13 protein-coding genes are annotated in these 12648 nt (G+C 66.5%); 12 read left to right on the top strand and 1 reads right to left on the bottom strand.

All coding sequences use genetic code 11. From position 1 onward, the window contains the following. Positions 1–101: 101 nt before the first annotated feature. The 5 genes from E3O48_RS03935 to E3O48_RS03915 are packed head-to-tail and all read left to right on the top strand — an operon-like array spanning position 102 to position 4749. Positions 102–1022: a heme o synthase gene (locus tag E3O48_RS03935; RefSeq protein ID WP_134537382.1), complete on the top strand. Its 921-nt coding sequence runs from the start codon at positions 102–104 to the stop codon at positions 1020–1022. An 8-nt stretch (positions 1023–1030) separates the two neighbouring features. Continuing rightward, positions 1031–1672 carry an ABC transporter permease gene (locus tag E3O48_RS03930; protein ID WP_134537381.1) on the top strand — a complete coding sequence of 214 codons (642 nt, stop codon included), beginning with the start codon at positions 1031–1033 and terminating at the stop codon, positions 1670–1672. Further along, on the top strand, positions 1665–2969 hold the full coding sequence (locus E3O48_RS03925) for an ATP-binding cassette domain-containing protein (RefSeq protein ID WP_241974485.1): 1305 nt from the start codon (positions 1665–1667) through the stop codon (positions 2967–2969). Before E3O48_RS03930 ends, E3O48_RS03925 begins: the two co-directional genes overlap by 8 nt. Further along, the gene (locus E3O48_RS03920) at positions 2966–3712 is read left to right on the top strand and encodes an ABC transporter permease (RefSeq protein WP_134537380.1); all 747 of its coding nucleotides are present in this window, start codon (positions 2966–2968) and stop codon (positions 3710–3712) included. Before E3O48_RS03925 ends, E3O48_RS03920 begins: the two co-directional genes overlap by 4 nt. A gap of 44 nt (positions 3713–3756) precedes the next feature. After that, the gene (locus tag E3O48_RS03915) at positions 3757–4749 is read left to right on the top strand and encodes a glycine betaine ABC transporter substrate-binding protein (protein WP_134537379.1); all 993 of its coding nucleotides are present in this window, start codon (positions 3757–3759) and stop codon (positions 4747–4749) included. On the opposite strand, the gene E3O48_RS03910 is transcribed toward E3O48_RS03915, so the two are convergent. Then, positions 4746–5687, bottom strand: coding sequence for a heme A synthase (locus E3O48_RS03910; protein WP_134537378.1), 942 nt, complete (start codon positions 5685–5687; stop codon positions 4746–4748). The genes E3O48_RS03915 and E3O48_RS03910 overlap by 4 nt on opposite strands. 268 nt (positions 5688–5955) lie before the next feature. Here E3O48_RS03910 and sufB point away from each other — a divergent pair, with 268 nt between their 5' ends. The 7 genes from sufB (at position 5956) to E3O48_RS03875 (ending at position 12630) form a co-directional block, all read left to right on the top strand. After that, positions 5956–7374, top strand: a complete 1419-nt coding sequence (gene sufB / locus E3O48_RS03905; RefSeq protein WP_134506599.1) for a Fe-S cluster assembly protein SufB — start codon at positions 5956–5958, stop codon at positions 7372–7374. Positions 7375–7455: 81 nt separating this feature from the next. Continuing rightward, positions 7456–8625, top strand: coding sequence for a Fe-S cluster assembly protein SufD (gene sufD / locus E3O48_RS03900; protein ID WP_134537377.1), 1170 nt, complete (start codon positions 7456–7458; stop codon positions 8623–8625). A gap of 2 nt (positions 8626–8627) precedes the next feature. Beyond that, positions 8628–8954, top strand: coding sequence for a non-heme iron oxygenase ferredoxin subunit (locus tag E3O48_RS03895; protein WP_134506595.1), 327 nt, complete (start codon positions 8628–8630; stop codon positions 8952–8954). 83 nt (positions 8955–9037) lie between these two features. Beyond that, on the top strand, positions 9038–9802 hold the full coding sequence (gene sufC / locus E3O48_RS03890) for a Fe-S cluster assembly ATPase SufC (RefSeq protein ID WP_134506594.1): 765 nt from the start codon (positions 9038–9040) through the stop codon (positions 9800–9802). A 4-nt stretch (positions 9803–9806) separates the two neighbouring features. Then, a complete protein-coding gene (locus E3O48_RS03885) occupies positions 9807–10136 on the top strand; it encodes a metal-sulfur cluster assembly factor (protein WP_134506592.1) in 330 nt (109 codons plus the stop codon). Positions 10137–10309: 173 nt separating this feature from the next. Next, the gene (locus tag E3O48_RS03880) at positions 10310–10936 is read left to right on the top strand and encodes a TetR/AcrR family transcriptional regulator (RefSeq protein WP_134537376.1); all 627 of its coding nucleotides are present in this window, start codon (positions 10310–10312) and stop codon (positions 10934–10936) included. Between the two features lie 95 nt (positions 10937–11031). Continuing rightward, the gene (locus E3O48_RS03875) at positions 11032–12630 is read left to right on the top strand and encodes an ABC-F family ATP-binding cassette domain-containing protein (RefSeq protein WP_134506588.1); all 1599 of its coding nucleotides are present in this window, start codon (positions 11032–11034) and stop codon (positions 12628–12630) included. Positions 12631–12648 lie beyond the last annotated feature (18 nt).

The raw sequence follows: 12648 nt of genomic DNA, 5'->3' as shown, positions 1-12648 counted from the left end.
TATGGCACCGAACCTCGGATGCCCCGGTCCGGAGCGCCCCTGCCTGTTCTCACGGCCGGATCGCCTAGACTCGTCTCACAATGCACAGCGTAAGAGGAGTCATGCCCGGACCCGTCTCGACCCCGACCGTGAGCGGAACCCGCTCATTCCGGCGCACGTTCCTGGCCTATCTGTCTCTGACGAAGCCGAGGGTCGTCGAACTCCTGCTCGTCGTGACCGCGCCGACCATGTTCCTGGCGCAGCAGGGCATCCCGAGCCTGTGGCTGGTCCTGGCGACCCTGGTCGGCGGTGCGTTCAGCGCCGGATCGGCCGGGGCCTTCAACTGCTACATCGACCGGGACATCGACCGGGTGATGGACCGCACCAAGAACCGTCCGCTGGTGACGGGGGAGCTGAGCGACCGTCAGGCCCTCGTTTTCGCGTGGGTTCTCGGCGCCGTGTCCATCGTCTGGCTCTGGGTGTTCACCAACTGGCTCGCCGCCCTGCTGTCGCTCGGCGCCATCCTGCTCTACGTGGTCTTCTACACGCTGGTTCTCAAACGGCGGACCGCGCAGAACATCGTCTGGGGCGGCATCGCGGGCTGCATGCCGGTCCTGATCGGCTGGGCTGCGGTCACCGGCGACCTGTCCTGGCCCCCGTTCATCCTGTTCCTGATCATCTTCCTGTGGACCCCGCCGCACTACTGGCCGCTCTCGATGAAGTACCGCAGCGAGTACCAGGCCGCCGGGGTGCCGATGCTCGCGGTCATCCGCGGCCGCAGCCAGGTCGGACTGCAGGTCATCCTGTACGCCTGGGCCACGGTCGCCTGCTCCCTTCTGCTCATCCCGATCGCCGATATGGGGCTTGTCTACGCGTTCACGGCGCTGGTCACCGGCGGCTGGTTCGTCTACGAAACGCACCGCTTGTACAGCCTCGCCATCCGGAACGAACACGTGTCGCCGATGCGGGTGTTCCACGGTTCGATCGTGTACCTCACGCTTCTGTTCGTCGCCGTCGGCGTCGACCCGCTCCTGCCCTTCTAAGGCTCGCCATGCTGGATTTCCTGGGCGACCGGTATGAGCAGATCCTGTTCTCCAGCTGGCAGCACTTCAGCCTCGTCCTGCAGTGCCTGGTGCTGGCGACCGTGCTGGCCGTGGTCATCGCCGCGCTCGTCTACCGCAGCCGTGCGCTGACCGGTGTCGTGAACTCGGTCTCCTCCATCGGCCTGACCATCCCGTCCTTCGCCCTGATCGGCGTGCTGATCTCGCCGTTCGGTTTCGGTGTGCTCCCGGCCGTCATCGTGGTCGCGTTCTTCGCGACGCTGCCCATCCTCCGGAATGCCGTCGTCGGTCTGTCCGGTATCGCGCCGACCGTGGTCGAGGCGGCACGGGGGATCGGCATGAGCCGGTTCAGGACCCTGGTCCAGGTCGAACTGCCGCTGGCCTGGCCGATCATCCTGACCGGTATCCGGGTCTCGGCCCAGATGGTGATGGGCGTGGCCGCGGTGGCGGCGTACGCGCTCGGCCCGGGCCTCGGCGGGTTCATCTTCTCCGGTCTTTCCCGGCTCGGCGGCGCCAACTCGTTCGAATCCGTGGTCACCGGTGTCGTCGGGGTCATCATCCTGGCCCTCATCCTTGATCTCCTGCTCGTCGGCCTCGGCCGCCTGACCATCCCGCGAGGTATCCGTGCCTGAACAAACACCGACCAGAGCGGCCGCCACCGTCGTGACCGGGGTCGGCATCCTGCTCGACCACGTGACCAAGCGCTACCCCGGCCAGGCCAGGCCGGCCGTCGACGGCCTCACCATGGAGATCCCTGCGGGCAAGACGGTCATGCTGGTCGGCCCATCCGGCTGCGGCAAGACCACGACGCTCAAGATGATCAATCGACTCATCGAACCGTCCGAGGGTCGGATCGTCGTCGACGGCGACGACGTCACGCAGATGAACGGCGACCGGCTCCGTCGGGGAATCGGCTATGTGATCCAGGCCGGCGGCCTGTTCCCGCACATGACGGTCGCCACGAACATCGGCATCGTGCCCCGGATGCTCGGCTGGAGCAAGGAGCGCATCGCGGCGCGGGTCGACGAGTTGCTCGAGCTTGTATCACTGGACCCTGAGCAGTACCGGGACCGGTTCCCGAAGGAACTCTCCGGCGGCCAGCAGCAGCGCGTGGGCGTCGCCCGGGCACTCGCCGCGGATCCGCCCGTGCTGTTGATGGACGAGCCCTTCGGGGCGGTGGATCCGATCACCCGCCTCCGTCTGCAGGACGAGCTGATCAACATCCAGGACGAGCTGCAGAAGACCATCGTCTGCGTGACCCACGACTTCGACGAGGCCGTGAAACTGGGCGACTGGATTGCGATCTTCGACGAGGGCGCCCAGCTCGTGCAATACGACACGCCGGAACGGATCCTGGGCAACCCCGCCAACGAGTTCGTCGAGAACTTCATCGGGTCAGGGGCCGGGCTGAAGCAGCTCACGCTGACGAGGGTCGCCGATGTCGCGATGGAGGAGGCGGTGCTCGCCCGTCCGGGCGAGCAGGCGCGGGACGTCCTGACAAGGATTGTCGCCGCCGGGCACGGCCATGCGGTGGTCGTCGACTCGCGCGAGCGTCCCATCCAATGGCTTTCCCGCCGTAAGCTCGGCCGGCTCGGGACGATCGGTTCGACGCCGGATCCGGCCCTGCCCGTCGTGGGGAGCAGGGCGACGCTCAGCGACGCGCTCGACACGATGCTCGTGTCCAGCGCCGGGGCTGCACTCGTGACGGGCCGCCGTGACGTGTTCAAGGGCGTGATCGACATCAAGACCGTAATGGACGCGATCGGCCGGTCTCAGGATGCGGCGGCGCTGGACTCCACAGATGCCCCCGTCGGGCTGAACACGGGTATCTTCAGCGCAATAGCCGCCGGCGACGAGAGTGACGACGGTGCTCCCGCCGACAGTCCCGGTCCGGTGGTTGCGGCCGGCGACGCCCCGGCAGCGCCATGAGCAGGGCCCCCGCGCCAGGCCGCACCGCCTGGCGCGGCCTGGCGCTGCAGCTGGCCGGGATCGTCGCCGCCGGGCTGGGCCTCGCGGGCTGGCTGGCCACGGCGAACCTGTCGAAGACCGAGCTGACGACGCTCGCCCCGGCCGCCCTGTGGGGCTACACGGTCGAACACCTGCAGCTCACCCTCGTCGCGGCCGTGATCGTGCTGCTGATCGCGGTGCCCCTCGGGATCGCCCTCACGCGCACCGCGATGCGGCGGTTCACCGGTCCGGTGCTCACCGCCGCGAACATCGGTCAGGCCGCCCCCGCAATCGGGCTGGTCGTGCTCCTCGCATTCTGGCTGGGGTTCGGTTTCTGGGCGGCGACCATGGGTCTCGTGCTCTACGCACTGCTGCCGGTGCTGCGGAACACGATCGTCGGGCTCCAGCAGGTGGACGCCCGGCTGGTGGAGGCCGGCCGGGGGATGGGGATGAGCGCCGTCACCGTGCTGGTGCGCGTAGAACTCCCCCTCGCGGTACCGGTCATGCTCGCCGGCATCCGCACCGCCATGGTCCTGCTGGTCGGAACCGCGGCCCTCGCCACGTTCATCAACGGGGGTGGACTCGGCATCCTGATCACGACCGGGGTCAACCTGAAGCTCACCGCCGTGCTCGTGACCGGCTCGCTGCTGGTGGCGCTCCTCGCCCTCCTGGTGGACTGGCTCGGCCGCGTCGTCGAACAACTCGCCCGGCCGAAGGGCCTCTGATGACCCTCCGTTCCACCACGCTGATACACGAGAAGGGCCGAACCATGACGAATCGACGACGACGTCTGGTCGCGCCGGCAACTCTTCTGGTCGCCGGGCTCGCCCTGACGGGCTGCGGACTCTCGCCGGCCACCTCCTATGTGCCTGCCGTCGGTCCGGGCACCATCCGGCCGATCCCCGGACTCGGGAACGCGTCACTCACGGTCACCTCGAAGAACTTCACCGAGCAACTCATCCTCGGGAAGATCGCGGTGCTGGCCGCACAGGCCGCCGGGTTCGAGGTCACGGACCTGAGCAACCTGCCCGGAAGCCAGCCCGCGCGTGAACTCCTCGCCCTCGGCCAGGCCGACTTCATGTGGGAATACACCGGCACGGCCTGGCTGACCTACCTCGCCCGGTCCGAGGGCATCCCCGACCAGGCGGCCCAGTGGAAGGCCGTGCACGACGCCGATCTGGCGAACGGGCTCACCTGGGGCAGTCCCGCCCCGATGAACAACACCTACGGCCTGGCCATCCGCAGCGAGGCGGCCGCGGCTCTTGGCGGAATCAGCACGATGTCGCAGATCGCGGCGCTTCCCGTGGCGGAACGCACCTTCTGCGTCGAGGCGGAATTCAATTCCCGCTCCGACGGCTTCAACCCGATGCTCGAAACCTACGGGCTCGAGCGTGGAGCGGCCGGCGTCCCGGACGCCAACGTGGGAATCTACGACGGCGGCGCGGTGTACAGCGCCACCGACAAGGGGGACTGCAACTTCGGCGAGGTATTCACGACTGACGGCCGTATCGACTCCCTCGGCCTGACCGTGCTGACCGACGACCGGGCGTTCTTCCCGGCTTACAACGTGGCCCCCGTGTACTTCACCGACACCCTGACGAAGCACCCGGAGCTGGCGGATGTCTTCGACCAGATCACGCCTGCTCTCACCGACAAGGTGCTCAGGTCCCTCAACCGCAAGGTCGACGTCGACGGTGAAGAACCCGCCGACGTCGCCTTCGCCTGGATGAAGGCCAGGGGATTCATCACCGATCCCGATTAACGGGCGGCGGCGCTCTCCGCGAGCGGGCCGGACGCCGGCGACGCAATCGCAGACGGCACGGTGAGGTTCAGCAGGACCGCGGTCATCGCCGCCGCGAGCACGCAGGACAGCACCATGTGTATGCCGACCAGCGCGGGCGGGAGCCCGATGTTCGCCTGGAGCAGGCCGACGCCGATCTGGCCGGCCTCGATGATCAGCAGCAGCACGGCCCAGCCTCGCGGCGGGAGCGCCAGGGCGACGGAGGCGATCACGAGGGCGATCGTCAGGGCAAGGGTGGCATAGGCCGGCCAGCTGTGCACGTGCTGGAGCAGCTCGGAGTCGAGGCCGTTGCGCGGCGCGTTCGCATCGCCGGCGTGCGGGCCAGAACCGGTGGTGACGATCCCGACGAGGATGGTGACCAGGATGAGCGCGCCCGTGGAGTACGCGAGGAACCGGAACCACCCGGGGACGGCCGGCATCCGGTGTGGGTTTCCGGTGTAGACGCGGTGCAGGAAGATCGTGCAGAGGACGACGAGGGCGACCGAGATGACGAAGTGCAGCCCGACCACATACGGGTTGAGCTGGACGAGTACGCTCACTCCGCCGATGACCGCCTGCGCGGGGATGCCGAGGCCGGCGATGAGCGCAAGCCAGAACAGGTCGGGACGCGACCGGCGCAGTCGCACGACCGCCAGGAACGCGGCGATCGCGACCAGCCCCAGCACGACGCCGAGCAGTCGGTTGCCGAACTCGATCACACCGTGGATGCCCATTTCGGGCGTGTTGACGAAGGAGGCGTCCGTGCACCGGGGCCAGGTCGGGCACCCGAGGCCGGAACCGGTGAGCCGCACCAGGCCTCCCGTGCCCACGAGAAGAATCTGGGCGGCGAGGTAGATCCAGGCCACCACTCGAACCCGTTTGTCAACGCTCGTGGGCAACCATTCCGAAATCCGTTTCACCGGTTCTGCTTCCTCTTCGCTGTGGCACATGTGAAAACGCCGGATCGCACTACTAATCCCACCGCTAACCTGTAGAATTAGGTGTTTCCTGGGCGGCCGGGCCGCGGTTGACACAACCGAGGCTGAGAACCACGTCGTCCTTAAACATCTTAGGTACGCAACGTAGCCGCCCACACAACCCGTTCCCTCGCCGGGTCTCCTTCGGAAGACCAGACCGGGAATGACCGGACTAATATCCGGGTTGCCGTGGGTGGGAGAAGAGGTATATATGTCTGACGTCCTGCTCGACCGCCCCGAACTCGCGGGGCTCGGTGTCTACGAATTCGGGTGGTCCGACTCCGACGCGGCCGGCGCATCGGCCCGCCGTGGCATCTCACCGGAGGTTGTCACCGACATCTCCAAGCTCAAGAACGAGCCTGCCTGGATGCTGAAGCGTCGGCTGAAGGCCCTCGAACTCTTCGAGCGCAAGCCCATGCCGACCTGGGGTGCCGACCTGTCCGGCATCGACTTCGACAACATCAAGTACTTCGTCCGCTCCACGGAGAAGCAGGCCCAGACCTGGGATGACCTGCCCGACGACATCAAGAACACCTACGAGAAGCTCGGCATCCCCGAGGCGGAGCGCCAGCGACTCGTCTCCGGCGTCGCCGCGCAGTACGAGTCCGAGGTGGTCTACCACCAGATCAACGAAGAGCTCGAAGCCCAGGGCGTCATCTTCATGGACACCGACACAGCGCTCAAGGAGCACCCGGAGATCTTCCAGGAGTACTTCGGCACCGTCATCCCCTCGGGCGACAACAAGTTCGCCGCGCTGAACACCTCGGTCTGGTCCGGCGGCTCCTTCGTCTACGTGCCGCCCGGCGTGCACGTCGAGATCCCGCTGCAGGCCTACTTCCGGATCAACACCGAGAACATGGGCCAGTTCGAGCGCACCCTGATCATCGCCGACGAGGGCAGCTACGTTCACTACATCGAGGGCTGCACCGCCCCGATCTACTCCTCGGACTCGCTTCACTCCGCGGTCGTCGAGATCATCGTGAAGAAGAACGCCCGCGTTCGGTACACGACCATCCAGAACTGGTCGAACAACGTCTACAACCTCGTCACCAAGCGTGCCACGGCTGCCGAGGGTGCCACGATGGAATGGATCGACGGCAACATCGGGTCCAAGGTGACCATGAAGTACCCGTCGATCTACCTGATGGGCGAGCACGCCAAGGGCGAGACGTTGTCGGTGGCTTTCGCCGGACCCGGTCAGCACCAGGACGCCGGCGCCAAGATGATCCACATGGCGCCGTACACCCAGTCGTCGATCGTTTCGAAGTCCATCGCCCGTGGCGGCGGCCGTTCCGGTTACCGAGGCGAGGTGCGAGTGGATGCCACCGCGCACCACTCCGCGAACACGGTGCGCTGCGACGCCCTGCTGGTCGACACCCAGTCCCGCTCCGACACCTACCCGTCGATCGACATCCGGGTCGACGACGTGCAGCTCGGCCACGAGGCCACGGTTTCCCGGGTCAGCGAAGAGCAGTTGTTCTACCTGATGAGCCGCGGCATGCCCGAGGACGAGGCGATGGCCATGATCGTGCGCGGCTTCATCGAACCGATCGCCCGGGAACTCCCGATGGAGTACGCCCTCGAACTCAACAAGCTCATTGAAATGGGCATGGAAGGATCCGTCGGCTAAATGTCCGCCGCCCCCACACCTACACACGCCCCACCCACACAAGAATCGGCAGTGACCCCCACGGTGCCAACAACCGAAGCAATGCCCACCGAAGAGCAGCACGGAATCAAGGAACACTCGGACGGGCGGTTCGGTTTCGTGCCGGTCCAGACCCGATCCGACCGTTTCAAGAGCGTCAACGTCGCGGACTTCGCGCCGGTGACCGGGCGCGAGGCCGTCTGGAAGCTCTCGCCGGTCGCCAAGTTCACCGACCTCACGGGCGGTGACCTGGACGGTTCCGTCTACCCTGTGGAGTCCACCCCGGCCGCCGACATCACCGTCGTCTGGGTCGACCGGGATGATTCCCGGATCGGCACCGCCGGAGCGCCGGAGGAACGCGCCGCCGCCAACGCCTGGAGCAGTTTCGACCAGGCCCTGGCGATCACGGTCGGCGGCGAGGAGGCGAAGGAGATCACGGTCACCCGTGCCCACCTCGGCTCCGCGCCTCGCGGCGCGCACACCATCATCGAAGCCAAGCCGTTCAGCCAGGCGGTCGTGATCCTCGAGAACGTCGGGGACGCGCGCCTCACCGAGAACGTCGAGATCATCCTCGGCGAGTCTGCGAACCTCACCGTGGTGACCCTCCAGGAATGGAACGACGGTGCGGTGCACCTGGCCAACCACTTCGCCTCGATCGGACGCGACGCGCGCCTCAAGCACATCGTGGTGTCGCTCGGCGGCAGCATCGTGCGGGTCAACCCGTCCGTGCGCCTGGCCGGACCCGGCTCTGACACGGAACTCCTCGGGCTCTACTTCGCCGACGCCGGGCAGCACCTCGAACAGCAGGTCTACGTGAACCACGACGCGCCGAACAGCCGCAGCCGGGTGACCTACAAGGGCGCGCTGCAGGGCACGGGCGCACGCACCGTCTGGATCGGCGACGTGCTGATCGGCCGCACGGCGGCCGGCACCGACAGCTACGAGCAGAACCGCAACCTCGTGCTGACCGAAGGTACCCGCGCCGACTCGATCCCGAACCTGGAGATCGAGACCGGCGACATCAAGGGTGCCGGCCACGCCAGCGCAACCGGACGCTTCGACGACGAGCAGCTCTTCTACCTGCAGTCCCGCGGCATCACCGAGGATGAGGCCCGCCGGCTCGTCGTGCGCGGCTTCCTCAGCGAAATCGTGCAGCAAATCGGGTCCAAACCACTCGAGGACCGGCTCCAGGCAGCGATCGAAGCGGAACTCCGCGGAACAGAGGAAAAGTAACCATGGCGTCCACGAAAATCTGCGCGTTCGACGAGCTCGAACCGAATGAGGCCGTCAAGGTCGAAATCGACGGGGTGCCCATCGTGGTCGTCCGCGACGCAGCCGGGGACGTGTTCGCCATCGGCGACACCTGCACGCACGGGGACATCTCCCTGTCCGAGGGATTCGTCGAAGACGACACCGTCGAATGCTGGGCCCACGGTTCCAAGTTCTCCCTCAAAACGGGCAAGCCCCTGAACCTGCCGGCCTACGAACCGGTACCGGTCTTCAAGGTCGACCTGATCGACGGCGATGTCTACATCGACCCGTCCGTCATCGTGCCCGTCTGACCTGGTCGAGTTCCGACCCAGTGGCCACCAGCCACCCCAACGTACCGGTCCCAGTGCCGGAGAATGAAAGAGATAGCGAATCCATGTCTGTTCTTGAGATCAAAGACCTGCACGTCAGCGTCGAGACCGACCAGGGCACCAAGCAGATCCTGCGCGGGGTCGACCTGACCATCAAAGAGGGCGAAATCCACGCCATCATGGGCCCCAACGGCTCGGGCAAATCGACCCTCGCGTACACGATCGCCGGCCACCCCAAGTACAAGGTCGACAGTGGCTCGATCCTGCTCGACGGCGAAGAGGTCACCACCATGACCGTGGACCAGCGCGCCCGGGCCGGCCTTTTCCTGGCCATGCAGTACCCGGTCGAGATCCCCGGCGTCACCGTCACGAACTTCCTCCGCACCGCCAAGACCGCGATCGACGGAGAGGCCCCGGCCATCCGCACCTGGATCAAGGACGTCCGCGAGTCGATGGCGCGCCTTCGGATGGACAAGAGCTTCGCCGAGCGCAACGTCAACGAGGGCTTTTCGGGCGGCGAGAAGAAGCGCAACGAGATCCTCCAGCTCGAACTGCTCAAGCCGAAGTTCGCCATCCTCGACGAGACCGACTCCGGTCTCGACGTCGACGCGCTCAAGATCGTGTCGGAGGGCGTCAACCGGGCCAAGGAGAACACCGGCCTCGGACTGCTCCTGATCACGCACTACACCCGCATCCTGCGTTACATCACGCCCGACTTCGTGCACGTGTTCGTGGACGGACGGATTGCCGAACAGGGCGGCCCCGAACTCGCCGACCGGCTCGAGGACGAGGGCTACGATCGCTTTCTGACCGAATCGAACGTAGGCTAAAAGCATGGTTTCATCGCTGACACCGGCGCGATTCGACGAAATCGAAGAAGCGCTCAAAGACGTCATGGACCCCGAGCTGGGCATCAACGTCGTCGACCTCGGCCTGATCTACGACCTGGGCTGGGACGACGAGAACGACGCTCTCATCATCCACATGACACTGACCTCCGCGGGCTGCCCACTGACCGACGTGCTCGAAGAACAGACCGCCGAGGCGCTGGACGGCGTCGTCGACCAGTTCCGCATCAACTGGGTCTGGATGCCGCCGTGGGGCCCGGAGAAGATCACCGACGACGGGCGCGACATGATGCGCGCCCTCGGCTTCTCGATCTAGCGCACGGCCTCCCGCCCCGGCCGGCGGCGCGGAGTGCACACACAACGGATGTCCGCGCAGCCTGGCTGCACGGACATCCGTTCTGTCGTCCGGGGGCCGACGCCTCGAGGCAGTGACCTCCAAAGATGCGTATTGGATCGCCATTCCAGTGAGTGGAATGCTATTCTAATGTCATGGAGAATTCGCCTGATTCACCGGCAACGCGGCGCACGAGGCAGGGCGCGGCCACCCGAGAGGTGATCGTCGAGGCCGCCCAGCGGCTGATGCTCGAACGCGGGTACATTCCGACGTCGATCGCCGCGATCGCGGCGAACGCCGGTGTCGCAGTGCAGACCGTCTACAACTCCGTCGGCGGCAAGGCCGACCTGCTCGCGGCGGTGCTCGATCGCACCGCCGCCACGGAGGCACCGGGTCTTGTCGCCGCTGCCGGACCGGGACCGGCGGCGCCCGCCCGGTCGGCGGGCGAGGTCATCCGCATCCTTGCGGCGGGGATCGTCGAGGCGAACACCCGCACCGCGGGCGTGCACCGGGTGATCCTTCAGGCCGCGGGCGTCGACCCGGACGTGGCGAAACTCGAACTGCGGCGCTCGTCACAGCGCCTCTACCACTATGGCGAGGCCGCGTCCACGCTGCGCGGACTCCGCGGTCTGCGAGCGGGCCTGAGCGACCACGAGGCTGCGGCCGCGATCTGGGCGATCGGGCACCCGCAGGTGTACCGGTCGTTGGTTCTCGATCTCGGCTGGTCCGGCGCGGCCTACCGGGACTGGGTCGAAAAAACGCTCTCCGCGGCGCTGTCTTAGCTTCGCGCGCGCGCGGAGACGGGCGAACAAATATACTGGATAGCTGGCCCGGTTGGGCCGGAGACTCCCACAACCCCCGTGAACGGACTATTGCTGTGCTCAGTGTGCAAAATCTCGAGATCCGAGTTGGGGCGCGCGTGCTCATGGAAGACGTCAGTTTCCGGGTCTCCGCCGGCGACAAGATCGGTCTGGTCGGCCGAAACGGCGCGGGCAAGACCACCCTGACGAAGACGTTGGCGGGGGAGACCGTGCCGACCAAGGGCCAGATCGACCGGTCCGGTGAAATCGGCTACCTGCCCCAGGACCCCCGCTCCGGTGACCCGGAGATGCTCGCCCGCACCCGGATCCTCGACGCCCGCGGCCTCGGCACGATCTCCCTGGGGCTGAACCAGGCCGGACTCGACATGGGAAGCACCGATCCCAAGGTCGCGGCGAAGGCGATGCGCACCTACGGAACGCTCACCGACCAGTTCAACGCGCTCGGCGGGTATGCGGCCGAGGCGGAGGCCGCGTCGATCGCCAGCAACCTCAACCTTCCCGACCGCATCCTGGACCAGCAGCTGAAGACCCTTTCCGGTGGTCAGCGGCGCCGGATCGAACTCGCGCGGATCCTGTTCTCGGCCGCCGAGACGATGATCCTCGACGAACCGACCAACCACCTCGACGCCGACTCCGTCGTCTGGCTGCGGGAGTTCGTCAAGAGCTACCGCGGCGGTTGCATCATCATCAGCCACGACATCGAACTTGTCGGTGACACCGTCAACCGGGTCTTCTACCTCGATGCCAACCGCATGGTCATCGACATCTACAACATGAACTGGAAGAACTACCAGCGCCAGCGCGTCGCCGACGCGGACCGCCGCAAGAAGGAACGCGCCAACGCCGAGAAGAAGGCGTCCACGCTGCAGTTGCAGGCCGCCAAGTTCGGTGCCAAAGCAAGCAAGGCCGCGGCCGCCCACCAGATGGTGGCCCGCGCTGAGAAGCTGTTGTCCGGACTCGACGCCGTGCGCGCGGTGGACCGCGTCGCCAAGCTGCGGTTCCCCGAGCCCGCGCCGTGCGGCCGCACTCCGTTGATGGCGACCGATCTGTCCAAGAGCTACGGTTCGCTGGAAATCTTCGCTGCCGTGGACCTCGCCATCGACCGCGGCTCCAAGGTTGTCATCCTCGGCCTCAACGGCGCCGGCAAGACCACTCTGCTGCGCATGCTCGCCGGCGTGGACAAACCGGACACCGGACGGATCGAACCCGGCCATGGCCTGCGGATCGGCTACTACGCGCAGGAACATGAGACGATCGACGTCAAGCGCAGTGTGCTCGAGAACATGGTCTCCTCCTCGCCCAACATCACCGAGATGGAGGCACGGCGGGTCCTCGGCTCGTTCCTGTTCACCGGCGACGATTCGCACAAGCCGGCCGGGGTGCTCTCCGGTGGAGAGAAGACCAGGCTCGCCCTCGCCATGATCGTCGTGTCCGGCGCCAACGTGCTGCTCCTGGACGAACCGACCAACAACCTGGACCCGGCCAGCCGTGAGGAGATCCTTGACGCCCTCGCCCACTACAGCGGTGCTGTGGTGCTCGTCAGCCACGATGAGGGGGCCGTCGAAGCCCTCAACCCCGAGCGGGTCCTGATCATGCCCGAGGGCACTGAGGACCACTGGAACAAGGACTACCTCGACCTGATCACCCTGGCCTGATCACCCTGGCCTGACCTG

The sequence above is a fragment of the Cryobacterium sp. HLT2-28 genome (assembly GCF_004402495.1).
Classification (GTDB): Bacteria; Actinomycetota; Actinomycetes; order Actinomycetales; family Microbacteriaceae; genus Cryobacterium; species Cryobacterium mannosilyticum.
The sequence above is the reverse complement of the archived record's forward strand: the minus strand, read 5'-3'. Positions and strand labels throughout refer to the sequence as shown.